The 18,030-nt window shown below is 67.0% G+C and carries 18 protein-coding genes and 1 pseudogene; 10 read left to right on the top strand and 9 right to left on the bottom strand.

Annotation, left to right across the window (positions count from 1 at the left end; all coding sequences use genetic code 11):
* The first annotated feature begins 152 nt into the window (after positions 1–152).
* On the top strand, positions 153–1,190 hold the full coding sequence (locus tag ACYP33_RS28520; RefSeq protein ID WP_414448121.1) for an AraC family transcriptional regulator: 1,038 nt from the start codon (positions 153–155) through the stop codon (positions 1,188–1,190).
* Between the two features lie 96 nt (positions 1,191–1,286).
* Here ACYP33_RS28520 and ACYP33_RS28515 read toward each other — a convergent pair whose 3' ends face one another.
* Positions 1,287–1,535, bottom strand: coding sequence for a hypothetical protein (locus tag ACYP33_RS28515; protein ID WP_414441954.1), 249 nt, complete (start codon positions 1,533–1,535; stop codon positions 1,287–1,289).
* Here ACYP33_RS28515 and ACYP33_RS28510 point away from each other — a divergent pair.
* Positions 1,477–1,632, top strand: a complete 156-nt coding sequence (locus ACYP33_RS28510; RefSeq protein WP_414442053.1) for a hypothetical protein — start codon at positions 1,477–1,479, stop codon at positions 1,630–1,632. The genes ACYP33_RS28515 and ACYP33_RS28510 overlap by 59 nt on opposite strands.
* 270 nt (positions 1,633–1,902) lie before the next feature.
* On the opposite strand, the pseudogene ACYP33_RS28505 reads toward ACYP33_RS28510, so the two are convergent.
* Positions 1,903–2,312, bottom strand: a pseudogene (locus ACYP33_RS28505) (TIGR02594 family protein).
* A gap of 473 nt (positions 2,313–2,785) precedes the next feature.
* Between ACYP33_RS28505 and ACYP33_RS28500 the strand changes: the two are divergent.
* Together ACYP33_RS28500 and ACYP33_RS28495 are read left to right on the top strand one after the other, a co-directional pair.
* Positions 2,786–4,087: an NCS2 family permease gene (locus ACYP33_RS28500; RefSeq protein ID WP_414441332.1), complete on the top strand. Its 1,302-nt coding sequence runs from the start codon at positions 2,786–2,788 to the stop codon at positions 4,085–4,087.
* Positions 4,088–4,185: 98 nt separating this feature from the next.
* On the top strand, positions 4,186–4,833 hold the full coding sequence (locus ACYP33_RS28495) for a transglycosylase SLT domain-containing protein (RefSeq protein WP_459624749.1): 648 nt from the start codon (positions 4,186–4,188) through the stop codon (positions 4,831–4,833).
* Between the two features lie 94 nt (positions 4,834–4,927).
* Here the strand turns inward: ACYP33_RS28495 and ACYP33_RS28490 are convergent, their stop codons facing one another.
* A complete protein-coding gene (locus ACYP33_RS28490; protein ID WP_414441330.1) occupies positions 4,928–5,215 on the bottom strand; it encodes a DUF1488 family protein in 288 nt (95 codons plus the stop codon).
* 462 nt (positions 5,216–5,677) lie between these two features.
* Between ACYP33_RS28490 and ACYP33_RS28485 the strand changes: the two genes are divergently transcribed.
* The 6 genes from ACYP33_RS28485 (at position 5,678) to ACYP33_RS28460 (ending at position 11,228) form a co-directional block, all read left to right on the top strand.
* Positions 5,678–7,624 carry a sigma-54-dependent Fis family transcriptional regulator gene (locus ACYP33_RS28485; protein ID WP_459624748.1) on the top strand — a complete coding sequence of 649 codons (1,947 nt, stop codon included), beginning with the start codon at positions 5,678–5,680 and terminating at the stop codon, positions 7,622–7,624.
* A gap of 67 nt (positions 7,625–7,691) precedes the next feature.
* Positions 7,692–8,000: a 2Fe-2S iron-sulfur cluster-binding protein gene (locus ACYP33_RS28480; protein ID WP_459624747.1), complete on the top strand. Its 309-nt coding sequence runs from the start codon at positions 7,692–7,694 to the stop codon at positions 7,998–8,000.
* Positions 8,001–8,089: 89 nt separating this feature from the next.
* The gene (locus tag ACYP33_RS28475) at positions 8,090–9,343 is read left to right on the top strand and encodes an NAD(P)/FAD-dependent oxidoreductase (RefSeq protein ID WP_459624746.1); all 1,254 of its coding nucleotides are present in this window, start codon (positions 8,090–8,092) and stop codon (positions 9,341–9,343) included.
* A 317-nt stretch (positions 9,344–9,660) separates the two neighbouring features.
* On the top strand, positions 9,661–9,906 hold the full coding sequence (locus ACYP33_RS28470) for a hypothetical protein (protein ID WP_459624745.1): 246 nt from the start codon (positions 9,661–9,663) through the stop codon (positions 9,904–9,906).
* Positions 9,907–10,219: 313 nt separating this feature from the next.
* Positions 10,220–10,510 carry a DUF3331 domain-containing protein gene (locus ACYP33_RS28465; RefSeq protein WP_414448129.1) on the top strand — a complete coding sequence of 97 codons (291 nt, stop codon included), beginning with the start codon at positions 10,220–10,222 and terminating at the stop codon, positions 10,508–10,510.
* Positions 10,511–10,916: 406 nt separating this feature from the next.
* Complete coding sequence (locus tag ACYP33_RS28460; protein WP_414441324.1) at positions 10,917–11,228, top strand: DUF4148 domain-containing protein; 312 nt, start codon at positions 10,917–10,919, stop codon at positions 11,226–11,228.
* Between the two features lie 646 nt (positions 11,229–11,874).
* Here ACYP33_RS28460 and ACYP33_RS28455 read toward each other — a convergent pair.
* The 6 genes from ACYP33_RS28455 to ACYP33_RS28430 all read right to left on the bottom strand — a co-directional run bounded on the left by ACYP33_RS28455 (position 11,875) and on the right by ACYP33_RS28430 (position 17,942).
* Positions 11,875–12,846: an alpha/beta hydrolase gene (locus ACYP33_RS28455; protein WP_459624744.1), complete on the bottom strand. Its 972-nt coding sequence runs from the start codon at positions 12,844–12,846 to the stop codon at positions 11,875–11,877.
* A gap of 2 nt (positions 12,847–12,848) precedes the next feature.
* Positions 12,849–13,334 (bottom strand): thioesterase family protein, encoded by a 486-nt coding sequence (locus ACYP33_RS28450; RefSeq protein ID WP_414448131.1) that lies wholly within the window; start codon positions 13,332–13,334, stop codon positions 12,849–12,851.
* Positions 13,335–13,336: 2 nt separating this feature from the next.
* Positions 13,337–14,302, bottom strand: a complete 966-nt coding sequence (locus ACYP33_RS28445) for an L-carnitine dehydrogenase (protein ID WP_459624743.1) — start codon at positions 14,300–14,302, stop codon at positions 13,337–13,339.
* 66 nt (positions 14,303–14,368) lie between these two features.
* The gene (locus ACYP33_RS28440; RefSeq protein ID WP_459624742.1) at positions 14,369–15,298 is read right to left on the bottom strand and encodes a beta-keto acid cleavage family enzyme; all 930 of its coding nucleotides are present in this window, start codon (positions 15,296–15,298) and stop codon (positions 14,369–14,371) included.
* A gap of 49 nt (positions 15,299–15,347) precedes the next feature.
* A complete protein-coding gene (locus ACYP33_RS28435) occupies positions 15,348–16,298 on the bottom strand; it encodes a choline ABC transporter substrate-binding protein (protein ID WP_414448134.1) in 951 nt (316 codons plus the stop codon).
* 507 nt (positions 16,299–16,805) lie between these two features.
* Positions 16,806–17,942 carry a porin gene (locus ACYP33_RS28430; RefSeq protein ID WP_459624741.1) on the bottom strand — a complete coding sequence of 379 codons (1,137 nt, stop codon included), beginning with the start codon at positions 17,940–17,942 and terminating at the stop codon, positions 16,806–16,808.
* Positions 17,943–18,030 lie beyond the last annotated feature (88 nt).

The following is an 18,030-nucleotide window of genomic DNA, read 5'->3' as shown; positions in this document are numbered from 1 at the left end:
GGGCGGGTTGCGGTGCGGCGGCGCGCCGGTAAAGGCAGTGTAGGCAACGAACGGCGCGGTATCGATGCTCGCCGCACTCAATTACAATGATCGTTTTTGCCATACCGTGTTCGTGGCGGCCATATCGTGCCGCCGCAGCACGCCGCGCTCGCATGAAAACCACCGACAAGGGAACCGTTTCCGTCCGCCTCGTGGCCACCAGCCTCGCGCTGGCGTGCCGGCGCGGCGCCGATCCCGAGGCCTTGCTCGCGCAGGCCGGCATCGCGCCGGGCCTGCTCGACGCGCCCGACGCCCACGTGGGCGCGCGCCAGTACGGCGCGCTCTGGAACGCAATCGCGCGCACGCTCGACGATGAATTCTTCGGACAGGATTCGCACCCGATGCGCAGCGGCGCGTTCGTGGCGATGAGCGAGGCCGCGCTCGGCGCGCGCACCGGCATGGGCGGGCTGTCGCGCGCGCTGAACATGATGCGCTGCGTGCTCGACGATCTGCATGCCGAACTGGAGGTGGATGCCACGCGCGTGCGGCTGCGCTTCGTGCATCGCGACGCCGAGGCACGGCCGCCCGCGTTCGTCTACGCGACGTTCTTCATCCTCGTCTACGGGCTGACCTGCTGGCTGATCGGGCGGCGCATTCCGGTGCTGACCGCATGCCTGCGCAGCCCCGCCCCCGAGGTGCCGCGCGATTACCGGCAGATCTTCTGCGACGACCTGCGCTTCGATTCGCCCGACGCCTACGTCGATCTCGACCCGGCGTTCGCCACGCTGCCCGTGGTGCAAACGCCGCCTTCGTTGAAAGCCTTCCTGCGCAACGCGCCCGGCAACTTCATCGTCAAGTACCGCAACCCCGATTCGCTGGCGAGCCGCGTGCGCGCCGTGCTGCGCGCCACCGCGCCGGCCGACTGGCCCGACGCGGCCAGCCTCGCCGCGCGCCTGCACGTGGCCGAGGCGACGCTGCGGCGCAAGCTGCGCCACGAGGGCGCGTCGTATCAGGAAATCAAGGATGCGCTGCGTTACGAGATCGCCTGCGCCGCGCTGGCCGACCTCACGCTGACCGTGGCCGACGTGGCGACCGCCGCCGGCTTCGCGGAGCCGAGCGCGTTCTATCGGGCGTTTCGAGGATGGAGCGGACTGAGCCCGGCCGCGTATCGCGAGCGCGAACGAGATGCCGAAGCGGGCGGGACGGAATGAGGAGGGTTCACCGCGAACGCGGCGAGGAATAGCGAGCAGTCTTGAAGAAAACGCGGTTCGCGCCGCTGGACGACGCAAACCGCGCTACACGGGCAATCAGGTGCTGGCCGCCAGACGGGGGCCGCGTGCGACGCCCGACGGAGCAGGCTCCGGAGTTTGCGCCGTGGTGCCGACCCACGGGTCGATGCCCTGCTTCTGCACTTCCTCGAGAAACGATACGCGTGTGCGCCAATAATTGGCCTGCGTCTTCGCATCGATCACGCGCTGTTCGGCGGTGAACAATTCCATGCGTGCCGTCACGAGCATCGAAGCGGCGGATTTCTCGGGAGTGGGGGCGTGCCGCATTGCCCAACGACTGATCAAGTTCATCATGCTGACCTCCGTATCGACCGTTGAATTCGAACGGGAAGCCGGGCTGTGGTCACCCGGCGAATACCGGTAGTGCTTGTGGCCGAGCCTGAATTCCAGGTACGGCACCGTTTAACCCACCGCCCTATCGTAGTGTCCCAGCCCGATTTGCGCGATAGCACCTTGCAATCTTTTACATCCTGAACCCGTTTTTTACGGGGGTTTCGAATCAGGATTTCGCGCGCCACGCGTTGCACGGCAAGGCTTCGCTGCGAAATTAACCGCGCTCGACGGCGGCGTATGTGCGATACGGAGCATTTCGGCGGTGTGCCGCGATGTGCAATATGCACAATCGCGGTGCACCCTACCCGCCCACCGGCCAGCGATACCCCAGCAACGAGGCGCCGTCATAAGCCAGTTCCCGCACCCTCCCCAACTGATTGCCGCCGAACAACACGATCGCCTCGCCCTCATGGCGCAGATAGAAGCCGACATGCCCTTTCCAGCTTGCCGGATCGTCGCGCGTCAGCACCACGATGCAGCCATAGCGCGGCGTATCGAGCGGCCGCCCCCAGTCGAGCCACGAACGCGCGAGCGCCGAGCCGGTGCCGGCCAGGCCCGCGCGTGCGATGCACCAGTTCGCGAACGCGAGCACCACGACACCTTGTCGTCGTAGCCCACGAGATTCGTCATGCCGTTGTATTCGACGATGCGCGGGTGGCTGCTTCCCGGGCCATGACGCGTCACGCCGGCTTCGGCGAGCGCGATCGGCATCCACGGCGGCAGATCGGAATGGTTCATCGCATCGCCCCGCTGCCGGAATTCGCTTCATTTCGATATGGTTGCGCGTGCAACGAATAGGCACGCGTTCGACGCCACGGCGCAAGCAATGAAATTGAAAGATTCGATGCCTCGGCAGACGATCCGCCGCTTGACAGGAAAGGCCATTGCAATAGTGCGGCGCATCGTTGCGGCAAGCCACGCATTCGCGTCGCGGCATGATGGTTGGGCATGAGCTCTCAGGTATTTTGGCGACGTATCGTATGACGCGCGTATCGCCGCGCAGGCGGAGCGGGCGCGCCGCGGCCATCGTAACGCGCCCCGGCGCTCGCCCGCAACGGCAATAGGCGCACGGCCGCACTGCGTTTACAATCGCGGCCGCCAAGCGCGCGGCGGCACTGCCCGCGCCGCCCCGAACACACGATACGTCGAGCACCGACACGACCACCGACCGGAGAAGCCACTTCATGGACTCGATCAAACGGTATTTCGGCTTCCAGGAAGCCGGAACCGACCTGCGCACGGAACTGCTGGCGGGCGTCACCACCTTCCTGACGATGGCATACATCATCTTCGTGAACCCGGCGATCCTCGGCGATGCGGGCATGCCGAAGGAATCGGTGTTCGTCGCGACCTGCATCGTGGCCGCGCTCGCGTCGCTGATCATGGGCCTCTACGCGAACTACCCGGTAGCCTGCGCGCCGGGCATGGGCCTGAACGCCTACTTCGCCTACGCGGTCGTCAAGGGCATGGGCTTCACCTGGGAGGCGGCGCTCGGCGCGGTGTTCATCTCGGGCTGCCTGTTCCTGATCGTCACGTTGCTGCGCGTGCGCGAGGCCATCATCAACGGCATCCCGAAGACGCTGCGCGTGGCGATCACGGCCGGCATCGGCCTGTTCCTCGGCATCATTTCGCTGAAAACCGCGGGCGTGATCACCGGCAGCCCCGCCACGCTCGTCACGCTCGGCAATCTGCACGAACCCACCACGCTGCTCGCGATCGTCGGCTTCTTCGTGATCGTCACGCTCGACGCGCTGCGCGTGCGCGGCGCGATCCTGATCGGCATCGTCGCGGTCACCGTCCTGTCGTTCTTCTTCGGCGGCAACCAGTTCCACGGCATTTTCTCCGCGCCGCCGTCGATCTCGCCGACGCTGTTCAAGCTCGACATCAAGGCCGCGCTGTCGACCGGCGTGATCAACGTGATCCTGGTGTTCTTCCTGGTCGAGTTGTTCGACGCGACCGGCACGCTGATGGGCGTGGCGAACCGCGCGGGCCTGCTCGTCAACGGCAAGATGCACCGCCTGAACAAGGCGCTGCTGGCCGACAGCACGGCGATCGTGGCGGGCTCCTTGCTCGGCACCTCGTCCACCACGGCCTATATCGAAAGCGCCTCGGGCGTGCAGGCCGGCGGGCGCACCGGCATGACGGCCGTGACCGTCGCCGTGCTGTTCCTGGCCTGCCTGTTCATCGCGCCGCTGGCCGGCGTGGTGCCCGCCTACGCCACCGCGCCGGCGCTGCTCTATGTGTCCTGCCTGATGCTGCGCGACATGGTGGACGTGCCCTGGGACGACGCCACCGAAGCCGTGCCGGCCGCGCTCACCGCGCTGCTGATGCCGTTCACCTACTCGATCGCAAACGGCGTGGCGTTCGGCTTCATCGCCTACGCCGGCCTCAAGCTGCTGACGGGCCGCGCGAAACAGGTCAAGCCGGTGGTCTGGATCATCGCCGTGGTGTTCCTGTTCCGCTACTTCTACCTGGGCGCGGATTGACGCGCACGGCAGCCGGCGGCATCGGCGTTTCGGAACACTATGCCGGTGCGGGCGCGGATCGATATACTGTGCGCCCCGGTTTCGATTCCCCGAGATCCATGCGGCAGCTCACCTGTTCGATCGTTCTCCTGTTGGGCTGCGCATGCACGGCGTCGGCCGCGCTGGCCGCTGCTTCGGCCGATGGCGCGGTGGCTGCCTCGTTTTCGCAACTGGCCTCGGCCCCGGCCGTGCCCGCCTCGGGCCTGCTGCTCGATGCCGAAGCGCCCGCCCCGCATGGCCCCGTCTCCACGTATCTGATCCGCAAGTTCGGCGTCGCCAAGCAGAAGGCGCAGCAAATCTCCGACGCCGTCACGCTCGCCTCCGCCAAGTATTCGCTGCCGCCGGCCGTGCTGCTCGCGATCATCTCGATCGAGTCGCGCTTCCGGGAAAAGGCCAAGGGCGCGAACGGCGCGACCGGGCTCATGCAGGTCGTGCCGTCGGTACATCGCGGGCTGGTGCGCAATCAGGATCTGACCGAACCCACCACCAACATCAAGATCGGCTCGGCGATTCTCTACGGTTACATGCAGGGCGCGAACGGCGATCTCGACGTCGCGATGCGCCGCTACGGCGGCTCCCAGGCCTATGCGCAGAAAATTCGCGTGCGGGCCGCGGAATTCAATCGCGCGCTCGATACCGATGCGCAGCCCGACGCTCCCGCCTCGGAAGCGGAAACGCGACACGGCTTCTCCCGCGCACGGCCGTAACCACCCCGCGCGGCACGAATATTCTCTCGCAATCCTGAATAATGAATGGCGATGAAGGCGAGCGCCGGCTTCCGGCCCCCGCCCGCTCGCGCGATCAGCGCAGGTTCGCCTCGTGGAAGCGTACATAACCGCTGCGCAGCGTCACGCATTGCGCACGCGTATCGGCCAGCAGCCGGCGCGCGGCCGCCTCGATGCGCGGACGATGATTCGCGAAGGCGCCGAGCATGTCCTCGGAACGCGCCGAGGCCGCGCCGAAATGCGACTCCAGCGCCTCGGCGGTAATCTCGCAACATACCCGCTCGCCATCCACCATCGCCGCGAATAACAAAGTCAGTTCAGGCCCCGAGTATTCGGGGGCTTCGTTCGGGAAGAGGATCTGCATGGGGCGCCTTTGTCGTGACGAGAATGCAAAAGGCCGCGCACACCATTGAGGGCCGGGGCGGCCGGAGCGAGCGCGGAACGGTCGGCAGGGTGGCGCGCGGCGGAAGGCGCGCAGGAGATCGAGCCGGTTGCCTTTCACTGTAGACGCTATGCGCGTACACGCAAGGACTGACGGGACAAACCCCGATGCCGCGCTGCCGGCATGTGCCACGCCCGCGGTTTTCAACAGCCGCTGACGAATTCACGCGCCCGTTCGCCATCGTTTTGCACTGCGCAACAAACCAGGCCACCCGCCCGCCCCGAGTGCCGTGCCGCCGGGCGCCATCGGCTTGCCGCGCCGCCGCAGCGGCGAATCGCGGTCGCGCACGCCGGGTGGCGCTTGTATCATGACGCGAGCGGCGTGCTGCACGGCGCCCATCAAACAAGGATCGGAGCGCCGCCGACGCTTCCCTGGAGACACGACATGCCGCAATCCTCCGTGCTGCCCGCCACGGTCAGCCGACTCGACGTCATCGCGCAGGCGCACGCGCGCTCGGCCTCGATCGGCCTGCGCGCCGCCGACCGGCCCGACTACGCGCCGCTGTCGGCGCATGCGCTGCGCGAGCTGATCGACGGCAGCCGCTCGCTCTATACGCTCGCGCGCCCGGTGATGGACGCGCTGCACGCCCAGATCGCCGATACCCAAAGCCTCGTACTCCTGACCGATCATGACGGCATGATCCTGCACAGCATCGGCGACGCCGATTTCGTCGCCAAGGCGAACCGCGTGGCGCTGCGCCCCGGCGCGTCGTGGGCCGAAACCGCGCGCGGCACCAATGCGATCGGCACCGCGCTGGCCTCGCGGCAGGCCGTGACCGTGCACGGCGACGAACATTTCCTGCGCGCCAATCATGTGCTGTCCTGCTCCTGCGCGCCGATCGTCGATCCGTTCGGCCGCTTGCTCGGCGCGCTCGACGTCAGCGGCGACCCGCGCGGCTTCGGCCCGCACACGCTCGCGCTGGTCAGGATGTCTGCACAACTGATCGAAAATCACCTGTTCTCCAGCGCCTGCGACGCCGCGTTGCGCGTGCATTTCCACGCGCATGCCGAATTCGTCGATTCGCTGTTCGGCGGGCTCGCCGCGTTCGGCGCGGACGGCAACCTGCTCGCGGCCAACCGCAGCGCGCTGTTCCAGTTCGGTACATCGCTCGGTGCGTTGCAGGAGCGAAGCTGCGATGAATTGTTCGGTATCTCGTTCGCACAACTGGCGGACCGGGCCGCACGCGATCCGGGCGCGACTGTCGCGCTGACACTGCAGACCGGCGTGCGCGTGCTGGCGCGCTGCGAGCAGGCACAGACACGCCGCACCGGCGACCGAGTCGCCGCGCGCACGGCCTCCGTTGCCGTGCCGCCAACCCCGGAAACCGCGGTGAAACCGGCCGTGCCTGATGCCAACCCCGATGCCGACGCGATCACCCTCGCCACGCTCGACACCGGCGACGCGCGCATGGCCGCGATCCTGCAACGTGTTGCGAAGATCCGCGGGCGCGATCTGCCCGTGCTGATCCTCGGCGAAACCGGCACCGGCAAGGAATGGCTGGCGCGCGCGCTGCACGGCGCCTCGCCGCGCCGCGACGGCCCGTTCGTCGCCGTCAACTGCGCCGCGTTGCCCGATTCGCTGATCGAGGCCGAGCTGTTCGGCTATGAAGACGGCGCGTTCACCGGCGCGCGCCGGCGCGGCAGCCCCGGTCGCATCGTGCAGGCCGACGGCGGCACGCTGTTCCTCGACGAGATCGGCGACATGCCGCCGGCCCAGCAAGTGCGGCTGATGCGGGTGCTGCAGGAGCGCGCGGTGGTGCCGCTCGGCAGCGGCCGCGCCGTGCCGGTGGACGTACGGATCGTGTGTGCGACGCACCGCGACCTGCGCGCGATGATCGCCGACCAGCGCTTTCGCGACGATCTCTATTACCGCATCAACGGGCTGGCCGTCACGCTGCCGCCGCTCGCGCAGCGCACCGATCTGCCCGAACTGGTGCGGCGCGTGCTGGCCCGCCTCGCCCGCGCCGACGCCGTGCCGTCGCGCGTCTCGAACGCCGTGCTGGCCGCATTCGCGCGCTGCCGCTGGCCCGGCAACCTGCGGCAGATGACGAACGTGCTGCGCACGGCCGGCATGCTCGCCGACGATGCGCCCGAGATCGGCCTCGACCATCTGCCCGAGGATTTCTGGCTCGACTGCCCCGACGGCGCGGCCGAGTGGGCCACCTCGCCGGCCGCGTGCGCCTCCGCCACCACGCTCGACGCGCAGCAGGCCTCGCTGATCGACTGCACGCTCGCGCGCCATCAGGGCAACGTGTCCGCCGCCGCGCGCGAGTTGGGCCTTGCGCGCAATACCGTCTACCGGCATCTGCGACGGCGGCGCGGCGACGCCTGACCCCCACGGCAAGCCACGCCGCGCTTCGGGTATGCTGGCGGGCTCGCCTCCCGTTCGCCCGCCCCCGATGACCGAATCCGAACGCCCGTTCCGCGTCCGCGTCGAACCGCTCGGCGCGAGTTTCGACGCGCCCGACTCGCTATCGCTGCTCGAAGCCGCCGGCTTCGAGGGGCTGTCGCTGCCGCGCTCGTGCCGCAACGGCGTATGCCGAGCCTGCCTGTGCCGGATGGTCAGCGGCAGCGTGACGTACCGCGTCGAATGGCCCGGCGTGACGCGCGAGGAACGCGCGCAAGGCTGGATTCTGCCGTGCGTGGCGGTGGCCGCTTCGGATCTGGTGATCGAATACTCAGCCGATACGGACTTCTCCCCGCGTTAGCCCATGATTCGGGTTCCTGACGATTACGAGCCGGCTCGGCTCGCTTCCGCTCACGCCGCGTTCAACACCTTCATCGCCCAAGTCACCTCATGGATTTCGACGTCATCGTGCTCGGCGCCGGCATCGTCGGCGTATCGGTCGCTCAACATCTGCAGGATCGCGGCCGGCGCGTCGCGCTGATCGACCGGCAGGCGCCGGGGCTCGGCACGAGCTTCGGCAATGCCGGGTTGATCGAACGCTCGTCGGTCATGCCGTATGCGTTCCCGCGCAACCCGCTGGCGCTGATGCGTTACGCGACGAACCGCGCCACCGCGCTGTACTGGCATCCGCGCTCGCTGCCCGCTTACGCGCCGTGGCTGCTGCGTTTCTGGCACGAATCGGCGCCGGCCCGGCACGCCGCGGCCGCACGCGACATGCGTCCGCTGATCGAGCGCAGCGTCGACGAACACGACGCGTTGGCCGCGCGCAGCCTCGAAGCCGCCGCGCTGATTCGCGGCAGCGGCTGGCTCGAAGCGTTCCGCTCGCCGCACGCGCTCGATCATGGCATCGCGGAAGCCGCGGGCCTGGCGCGCACGCACGGCCTGCGCCACGTGGTGCTCGACGCCGCCGCCCTGCGCGCGCAGGAGCCGTCGCTGCGCGCGGGCTTCGCGGGCGCGATTCACTGGCTCGATCCGAAAGCCGTGTCGAATCCCGGCGCGCTGGTCGCGGCCTATGCCGGCTTGTTCGAACGCGAAGGCGGCCGGTTCCTGCTCGGCGATGCCACCACGCTCGTGCGCATCGACGGCGGCTGGCGCATCACGACGGCCGACGGCGACACCACTGCGCGCGAGGCCGTGATCGCGCTCGGCCCCTGGTCGGACAGCGTATTCGCGCGTTTCGGCTACCGCATCCCGCTGCGCGACAAGCGCGGCTATCACATGCACTACGCACCGCCATCGGACACGCCGCGCTTGTCCGCACCGGTTGTCGACATCGAACACGGCTACGTGATCGCGCCGATGCAGCGCGGCCTGCGGCTCACGACCGGCATCGAACTGGCCCGGCGCTCGCTGCCGCCCACCGGCATCCAGCTCGCCCGCGCCGAACGCCTGGCGCGCCCGGCGTTCGGCCTCGGCGAGCGGCTCGACGACGCGCCGTGGCTCGGCTTGCGCCCGTGCACGCCGGACATGCGGCCGGTGATCGGCGCGGCCCCGCATCATCCGGGCATGTGGTTCGCGTTCGGTCACAACCATCACGGCCTGACGCTCGGGCCGATCACCGGGCGGCTGCTTGCACAGGCCATCTGCGGAGAACGCCCGGATGTCGATCTCACGCCGTTCGACGCGGCCCGCTTCGCACGCTGAGCACGGAATTCGTGCACGCCATTCGAAAATCCATTCGGCCGTGCCGATTATCGGATCGAATGGCGCATTACCCGATCCTCAGAATTTCCTCAGGAATAGCCGTAAATCTGCAACGCAGTGTTTAAGGATTTATCTTATTCGGCATGCTTCGATCGGCGAAACCGCATTCCTCCGACATTTCTGACGAAATCGCCATGTTGGCGTCACGCTGCTATCGGCATGCGCCGTGCACCATGGCGTCTGTCCGGAGATGCACGGCACCCGGCGCGGCGAATTTGCCCGCGCGTTGCCGACGATCCATGAGGAGCCCGAACAAGATGCGCAAGCCAGGAATTGTCGCCGCAGCGTGCGTGCTGCTGGCCTTCGCATCGTCCGTCCATGCAGCGGACGGCGCCTCGCAAGCCCCGTCGCAGCCCGTTTCCGCCGCCGCCCAGCCAGGCAGCGAGCAAAGCGGCGCCGAGCCATCCGGATACGGTGCACAGCCGCGCATGACGGCCGAAGCAGGAAAACGGGCGCAAGACCCGTTCACGATCAACGGCCGATCGATGTACGACGTGCACTGAACCGTCTCCAAGGGCGAGCCACCTCAGCACGGGATTCACCCCAGGCGTCTATGCGAGTAAGAAGCCTGCCGTGCCGCTCGTTCTTTTTTCCACCCCGGATCCCCTCCGGGGTTTTTTCTTTGTGCGCCCACAAACCTGCCGATCGATTGTTTCTAAATTGGCAAAATGTAATTCGATCCAGACAGGATGTTTTTTCTTGCCGAGGGCGCTTACATTTAGCTCCAGATTCTCATTGGAAACCGCTACGGAATCGACAAAACGCAGTTGCAAATACTGCCTAGGCCGATACCGCACGAGCTTTAGGAAACGGCAAATGAAGTCTTCCAAATCGATACCCCTGCGCGATCCCGCCGACGTTCACGTCGAAATTCTCGAACAATCGGACACGTTGCTCGTCGTTCGTTGGGTCGAACCCGGCCGCTGCCACTACGGCGAACAGCGCTGGCGCCGCCGCTTCGCGCAACGCACGGGCACGTGCGCACTGTCCCGCGAAGTGATCCAGCGCGGCGACGAAGTGTTTCGTCCTGCCGAGCGTCCGGCGCCTGCGAATGCGGGTGCCATGATCTCCGCCTCCCAGGTGCTCGGCCTGCACAGCGGCAAGTAAGGCCGAAACATCGCGCCGCGATACATTCGCGGCGTTTTCTTTTTGTGCTCGCCAGTCGGCGGCGCACCATGCTTAGGTGTGCCTGCTGGTTATGTGCGCTAGCGCACCGAGCACATCAAATCCCCCTCCCGGCTTCTTCCTACGCGCGCACGCGCGACCCGCACGCCGGCGCGCGATGCTTCGCATGGCCGTGCAGCCACGATTCGCACCGCGCTGCCACGACGCTTCCATCGTTGCGACCCACGCATTCATCAGACCATTTCCGCTCTGCGATTTTATCGATTTAAGCAACGATCTATGATCAAAACCAGTATTTACCCTAGGTGATCCGAGGTCTACGATTCACATCAACCGCTGACGACAAAACGCCGCAAGCGGACATACCAGATAAAATTTCGGAGGTTGTATGAATAAGCTCATCGCCGCAGTTGTTGCCGCTACCGCCCTGACCGCTTCGGTTGCCGCATTCGCCCAAACCGCCCAGAACGGCCCTGTGACCCGCGCCGAAGTGCGTGCGCAACTGGTCCAACTCGAGAAGGCCGGTTATCATCCGGGCGTCGCAAGCCCGTACTACCCGGAAGACATCCAGGCCGCGGAAGCCCGCGTGGCCGGCCCGGACACGAGCGGTTACGGTTCGCAGGCAGCCCCGGTGGTCCATTCGGGCAGCCCGGCAGCCACGGTTACGCCGGCTCACGATTCGATCTACTACGGTCACTAAGCAGCAAGCTTCGGGGTTGCCCGTACGGCAGCCTCGCTTCGGTAACGAGTCCGGCAACGGACTCGTCGCCGTTTTCAGGCCCCAAACCTCCGCCGTCCCGTCAGGGAAGGCTTAGCCCGGGCGCCTGGCGCCCGGGCCTTTTTTCGCTCCTGGCGCAAGCCTGATCTGCCCACCGGACGATCGAAGCGGCCTGAATCTTTGTTGTTTACGTTGCAACAATCCGTTTCCTGGAACGTGACGGTGACGCGCCGCAATATCGGCTTCAAACCTGGCCTGCGCGCCCCGCTCCATGAAACACAGCAGTTCCGAACGGCCACTCTCTTTCCGAGATCGGCCGTTTTTCTTTGGTGGACGAGAAATGCCGCAGCGGCGTTCGCGAGCCGTGGTGCGCTAACAGAGCGCATCCTCGGATTTACGAATTGAAAGACATCCTTAGGTTTCCTATACTCCAAGCCGCATCCGACTCGTGCCAATGGACAGGATGCGACTCAACCTCGGTCCGATGCTGGTCCGAGGTATTTTTTTATGCGCTTTCGTGCGCGCTTGCGTCGACCACGCTGATGCCGGCCAAGAACGATTCGATGGCCGCTGCCAACGCCACGGTACACATCGGCCGGGACAAGAACCGCACCGGCAAGCCGCCACCCTATTTCACTCGTTCGGAATCCGCATCGATCCGCTCGCGCAGAAATGCGCACACGGCCCGGTGCATGCGCACCGCGCCGGGGCTGACATCAAGCGCGCGCCAGCAACCGTGCACCATGCCCTCGGCCAGCACGAAGCGCGCCTCGCCGCCAGCCGCACGGATCGTCTCGACATACACACGCGCATCGTCGCGCAGCGGATCGTGCTCCGCGCCGATCGCCAGCACCGGCGGCAGCCCGTCGAAACGACCGGCCAGCAACGGCACGGTGCCCGGCGGCGGCGAAACCGGCGCTGCCGCGGCCCCATCCGCCGATCCCCAGTACCACTGACGATAACTGCGCACATCGGCGAGCGTCAGCATCGGCGCATCGGCCTCGCTTTCTCGCGCGGGCAATTGCGGCTCCAGCCCGAGCATCGGATAGACAAGCGCGACACCCGCGATCCGCGCGCCGAACCACGCCGCCACGCTGGCCGCCAACGTGCCGCCGGCGCTGTCGCCGGCCAGTGCGATCGGCTGCCCGGCGGGAAGATCGAACGGCAGGCGGCCGTCGAGCGCCGCCTGGGTGACGGCGCGCACGTCGTCGTGCGCGGCCGGCGCGCCATGCTCGGGCGCCAGCCGGTAGTCGACGGCGATCACGTCGGCAGCCGCGTCGGCCGCCAGCCGCGCCGCAATCGATTGATGGCTGGCCAGCGAACCGAGCACGAAACCGCCACCGTGAAAAAACAGCACCGCGCCGCGCGAAGCCTGCGCGAATCGGTAACGCCGCAAACCGATGCGGTGCCCGGCCGGCGCGACGAACATGGCATCCTCCGTCGTCACGCCGCTCGGCAATCGCGCCGGCGTCCAGCGCGCGGCGAAACGCTCGTAGCCGTCGCGCAGCGCCGCGACCGACACCGCGCGCGGGTCGCCGCCGTCACCGCCTTCGGCCGCGACCTGCACGACGAACGCGGCGATTTCCGCTTCGAGCGCCATCGTCAGCGCGGCGCCGGCAGGCCGATCACGCGCCCGGCCCAGGCCGGCGCCGCCATCTCGCGCTGCGCGTCGTGCCTTTCAGCAAGCCGCGCGTGAACGTCGGCATCGAACGGCGCGGATTTCGGCCCGCGCGTGTCGATATGCATCAGCATCTGCTCGCTGGCCGACACCGCGCCGTCCACGCCGTCCGCAAACATCTCCATATACAGATGGATGCGCTTCGCATCGACCGCCAGCACGCGTGCATCGACGCGCACCGCCGTGCCGAGCTTGATCTCCTGCAGGTAGTTCACATGCGCTTCCAGCGTGTAGATCGAGCGCGAGCGCGCCTGCCGTGTTGCCGCGTCGAGGCCGATCCGATCGATCAGCGCATCGGTGGCGAAGCTGAAGATCAGCAGGTAGAACGCATCGCGCAGGTGCCCGTTGTAATCGACCCATTCCTCGCGCACCACGTCGCGGTGAATCGTCAGCGCGGTTTCGGTGGGCATCGTCAATCCTCGTAGCGCATGCCGTGACGCGCCTTCACGCGGGCGATCGTTTCGATCACCTCGGTAATGCAGTCGTCGCGATAGCGTTCGAGCGCCTGGATGCTGCGCTCGCCCTGCTGCTCGGTGGTGCCTTCCACCACGCGGTCGATCAGCTCGTCGGTCAGCGTCGGCGCGACGAGCTTGGTCCACGGCAGTTCGAGCGCCGGCCCGAACTGCTTCATGAAGTGGCGCATGCCCGCGTCGCCGCCGGCCAGCGTGTAGGTCAGGAACGTGCCCATGAACGACCAGCGGATGCCCGCGCCGAAGCGGATCGCATCGTCGATCTCGCCGGTGGTGGCCACGCCTTCGTTGACCAGATGCAGCGCCTCGCGCCACAGCGCTTCGAGCAGGCGGTCGGCGATGAAGCCCGGCACTTCCTTGCGCACCTTGAGCGGACGCATGCCGAGCGACGCGTAGATGGCGATCGCCGCATCCACCGCTTCGCTCGAAGTCCGCTCGCCGCCGAGCACTTCGACCAGCGGCAACAGATAGACGGGGTTGAACGGATGGCCGACCACGCAGCGTTCCGGGTTGGTTGCGCGCGCATAGAAATCGGTCGGCAGCAGCCCCGAAGTGGACGACGCGATGATCGCGCCGGGCTTGGCCGCGCGGCTGATCTGCTCGTGCAGTTCGAGCTTCAGCGCCTCGCGCTCGGGCGCGCTTTCCTGGATGAAATCGGCGTCGGCCACGGCCGCCTCGATGGTCGGCACGAAGCGCAGCCGCTCGACCGACGCGCCCGGCTTCAGGCCGACGCGCTCCAGCGCGGGCCACGCGTTGGCGAGCTTGGCGCGCAGTTGCGCCTCGGCGCCGGGCGCCGGGTCCCACACGACCACGTCGAGCCCGTTCGCGAGCGCACGCGCCACCCAGCCGCCGCCGATCACGCCGGTGCCGATCGCGGCGAAGGTCTTGATGTCGGTGATCACAGTCATGAAACGTCCTTGGTTTTCCTGAATATCCGGCGAGGCGGCGTGCATGCCGCCCCACGCCATGTCATCTCACGCGAATTCGGCGATCGCGCGCCGTTCGAGCGGGCGTTGGCCGCGCGGCGGCAGGCCGAGCTTGACGCGCCCCTCGGCCGGCGTCAGCACGCGCGCGCCGAGCCGCTCGATGATTTCGCGCGCGCGCTGCACGAGCGAGCCGTTCGAGGCCGGCACGCCGCGATCGAGCCAGATGTTGTCTTCGAGGCCCACGCGCACATGGCCGCCCAGCAGCATCGCCTGCGCCACCATCGGCATCTGCATCCGGCCGATGCCGAAGCCGGCCCAGTGTGCGCCCGGCGGCATGTTGTCGACCATCGATTTCAGCGTGCCGGTGTCGGCCGGCGCGCCCCACGGAATGCCCATGCAAAGCTGGAACAGCGGCGGCTCGTCGAGCAGGCCTTCCTTGAGCAACTGCTTGGCGAACCACAGGTGGCCGGTGTCGAAGATCTCCAGCTCGGGCTTCACGCCAAGCTGCTGGATTCGCTTCGCGCCGGCACGCAACTGGGCCGGCGTGGACACATAGATGTAATCGCCATCGCCGAAATTGAGCGTGCCGCAATCGAGCGTGCAGATCTCGGGCAGCAATTCCTCCACATGCACGAGGCGCGTCAGGCCGCCGACCAGGTCGGTGCCCTGGCCGAACTGCATCGGCGCTTCGCCCGCGCCGATCTCCAGGTCGCCGCCCATGCCGGCCGTCAGGTTGATGATCACGTCAACGTCGGCCGACCGAATCCGGTCCACCACCTCGCGGTAGAGGTTCGGATCGCGGCTGCCGCACCCGGTTTGCGGATCGCGCACATGGCAGTGCGCGACGGTGGCGCCGGCCTTGGCGGCCTCGATCGCGGCCTCGGCGATCTGCTTGGGCGTGACCGGAATCGCCGGATGCTTGCCGACCGTATCGCCCGCGCCCGTCACGGCGCAGGTCACTATCACTTCGTGGTTCATTGCGTTTGCCTCGTTGCTTGCAGTGTAGGAGTGGCGCGCGGCGCGCCGGTCACAGGCCGAGCGCCGCCTTCACGGTCGCGAGACCGTCCTTGCCGTCGTAGCTCTTCACGCCCGCGAGCCAGCCGTCCAGCACCTGCGGGTGCTTGCGGATGTAATCCTTGGCCGAGTCGGCCGGGCGCGTCTTGTTCACCACGGCCAACATCAGTTGGTTCTCCATATCGGTGGTGAAGCGCAGGTTCGACACGAGCTTGCCCGCGTTCGGGCAGCGCTCGGCATAACCGTTCGAGGTCAGCGTGTAGACGCGCGCCTCGCCGTAGTTCGGGCCGAACGACGCGTCGCCGCCCGACAGGTAGTTCATCTGCAACTGGATGTTCATCGGGTGCGGTTCCCAGCCGAGGAACACCACCCATTTCTTGGCGCGCACCGCGCGCTCCACCGTCACCAGCATGCCGGCCTCGCTCGATTCGACCAGCTTGAAGCCGCCGAGCCCGTACTGGTTGGTGTCGATCATCTTCTGGATGGTCGCGTTGGCGCTGCTGCCCGGCTCGATGCCGTAGATCTTCCCGTCGAGTTCCTCGCGGTGCTTGGCGATATCGTCGAAGGTTTTCAGGCCGGCCTGGAATTCGTAGGCCGGCACCGCGAGCGTGGCCTTCGCGCCCGACAGGTTCGGCGTGTCGAGCACCGTGATCGACTTCGCATCGAGGAACGGCTGAAGCTGCTTCTGCTGCACCGGCCACCAGTAGCCGAGCGACACGTCGATCTGTTTGGCCTTCAGGCCTGCGAACGAAATCGGCACCGACGAGATCGTGGTAGTGGGCTTGTAGCCGAGCGACTCGAACAACATGGAGGCGAGCGCCGTGGTGGACGTGATGTCGGTCCAGCCGATATCGGAGAACCGCACCGTGCGGCACGCGTCGGAATCCTGGGCAAACGACGGCAACGGCAACGCAGATGCCGCGGCCAATGCCGCAACCAGCGCGAGGGTCTTGCACGACTTCATGTTGGCTCCCTGTTCGGCGGTGTCTCGCAGGCGATTGATAGAGGAACGACGAGGCCTGCACCGTGGATGAAAAAATAACGGGCCATATTCGGCGCAAGGCGACCGGCCGCGACGTTTTGTTGACTGTCAGCGACCTTCAGTGGAAACCATGATGGCGAGAGCGCGCGCCCGCATGACGGGGCTCAGGAAGACGATCGCGCGGCGGCGAGCTTGACCCGATGCGGCGTGGCGCGAAATGACCGGGCAGCCGGGCGGCCGGCGCCGGACGTTCGCAAGTGCGAACGTAAAAAAACCGCCCGAAACGAATCGGGCGGGCAAATGGACTCACCCGAATCGACGAGCGAAGGCGCGCGCGGCAACCACGGCCAGCGTACTGCCGGCTTTCGGCCGTGGTTGCCGAACCGCCCCGCGCCGGCATCCGGCACACCGTGAGTCCGCTCGGAGGCGGGCCGGGCTGCCCGGCCGCGAAACACGTGTCGAACGTCAGGACTGCATCAGAAGCACGGCTTAGAAGCGCGTCAGCATGCCCACAGCGCCCATCACCTGATTGCCCGTGGTGGAGGCGCCGCCGGCGTTGTACAGCATCGCGACGTTCTTGTTGCCGGTGGCGTGCTGATACATCGCCTCGGCATACAGCTCGGTGCGCTTGGACAGCGCATAGCGCGCGATCGCGTTGACCTGATTCCACTTCGGATCGGCGCCATAGGCGGTCGCGCCGCTCAGGTGCGCATCGGTGTACGTGTAGGACAGGCCCGCGCGCAGGGCCGGCGTGAACTGAACCATCCCATTCACTTCGTAGTTGTCGAAGCGCGCGCCGCCGTTGTTCAGACCGAACGCGCCGGTGCCCTGGTACTGGGCGTGCGAATAGACGAAGCCGAGCGTGGCGGGGCCGAACGCGTAGTTGACGCCGGCGGCCACGCTGCGCTGCACGTCCGAGGTCAGGCTGCCCTTCACTTCGGCCTGATCGATCGCGCCGGCCGTGTTGGCGAACGCGGTACCGTTGCGCGTGCCCGAGCCGTTGGTCTGCAGGTAGCCGGCCGCGGCGGCGAGCGGGCCGTTGCTGTAGCTCGCGCCGACGCTGTAGGCGCGGCTGGTGGCAAAGTTCGTGCTGTTGCTGAACGCGTACATGCCGCCGAACTTGAACCCGCCATAGTTGACGCTGGTGAACTTCGCCGCGTTGTTGAAGCGCACGCTGTGCTGCAGGTTGTCGTTGTCGTACGGGTGCGCGAAGCCCGAATCGCCGAACGTGCCGGCCGTGCCCGACAGCGGCGAAACGAAATCGACCACGTCGTCATACTGGCGGCCGAGCGTCAGCGTGCCGAACGCATTGCTGCTCAGGCCCACGTAGGCCTGGCGGCCGAACATGCGGCCGTTCTGGCCGAGCTGGCCGTTGTTGACGTTGAAGCCGTTCTCGAGCACGAACACCGCCTTGAGCCCGCCGCCGAGATCTTCCGAGCCGCGCACGCCGAAGCGGCTGCCGCTGATGTTGCCGCTCGCGAGCGCGACGCGGCCGCTGCCGCCAACGTTGTTGGTGTAGGCGATGCCGGCATCGACGAGGCCGTACAACGTGACCGAGCTTTGAGCGTGGGCCGAGGCTGCTGCGAACGTCGTCACGCATGCGGCCGCGATGGAGATTTTTTTCACCTGAGACTCCGGTTCTGTAGAAACGCTGGGTTGAGACGCCGGCGAGTATAGAAACGGAGGCGCCCGAGAATGTGCGCGCGCAGCCGCA

The organism is Burkholderia sp. 3C (assembly GCF_054589155.1).
The sequence above is the reverse complement of the archived record's forward strand: the minus strand, read 5'-3'. Positions and strand labels throughout refer to the sequence as shown.

Coding starts and splice junctions, on each gene's coding strand:
- ACYP33_RS28450 (WP_414448131.1), bottom strand. CDS start 13,334: ATGCCCACCGAAACCGCGCTGACGATTCACCGCGACGTGGTGCGCGAG.
- ACYP33_RS28510 (WP_414442053.1), top strand. CDS start 1,477: ATGCGTGCCGTCACGAGCATCGAAGCGGCGGATTTCTCGGGAGTGGGG.
- ACYP33_RS28470 (WP_459624745.1), top strand. CDS start 9,661: ATGCGCAAGCCAGGAATTGTCGCCGCAGCGTGCGTGCTGCTGGCCTTC.
- ACYP33_RS28475 (WP_459624746.1), top strand. CDS start 8,090: ATGGATTTCGACGTCATCGTGCTCGGCGCCGGCATCGTCGGCGTATCG.
- ACYP33_RS28465 (WP_414448129.1), top strand. CDS start 10,220: ATGAAGTCTTCCAAATCGATACCCCTGCGCGATCCCGCCGACGTTCAC.
- ACYP33_RS28440 (WP_459624742.1), bottom strand. CDS start 15,298: ATGAACCACGAAGTGATAGTGACCTGCGCCGTGACGGGCGCGGGCGAT.
- ACYP33_RS28435 (WP_414448134.1), bottom strand. CDS start 16,298: ATGAAGTCGTGCAAGACCCTCGCGCTGGTTGCGGCATTGGCCGCGGCA.
- ACYP33_RS28460 (WP_414441324.1), top strand. CDS start 10,917: ATGAATAAGCTCATCGCCGCAGTTGTTGCCGCTACCGCCCTGACCGCT.
- ACYP33_RS28455 (WP_459624744.1), bottom strand. CDS start 12,846: ATGGCGCTCGAAGCGGAAATCGCCGCGTTCGTCGTGCAGGTCGCGGCC.
- ACYP33_RS28485 (WP_459624748.1), top strand. CDS start 5,678: ATGCCGCAATCCTCCGTGCTGCCCGCCACGGTCAGCCGACTCGACGTC.
- ACYP33_RS28515 (WP_414441954.1), bottom strand. CDS start 1,535: ATGCGGCACGCCCCCACTCCCGAGAAATCCGCCGCTTCGATGCTCGTG.
- ACYP33_RS28495 (WP_459624749.1), top strand. CDS start 4,186: ATGCGGCAGCTCACCTGTTCGATCGTTCTCCTGTTGGGCTGCGCATGC.
- ACYP33_RS28520 (WP_414448121.1), top strand. CDS start 153: ATGAAAACCACCGACAAGGGAACCGTTTCCGTCCGCCTCGTGGCCACC.
- ACYP33_RS28445 (WP_459624743.1), bottom strand. CDS start 14,302: ATGACTGTGATCACCGACATCAAGACCTTCGCCGCGATCGGCACCGGC.
- ACYP33_RS28500 (WP_414441332.1), top strand. CDS start 2,786: ATGGACTCGATCAAACGGTATTTCGGCTTCCAGGAAGCCGGAACCGAC.
- ACYP33_RS28480 (WP_459624747.1), top strand. CDS start 7,692: ATGACCGAATCCGAACGCCCGTTCCGCGTCCGCGTCGAACCGCTCGGC.
- ACYP33_RS28490 (WP_414441330.1), bottom strand. CDS start 5,215: ATGCAGATCCTCTTCCCGAACGAAGCCCCCGAATACTCGGGGCCTGAA.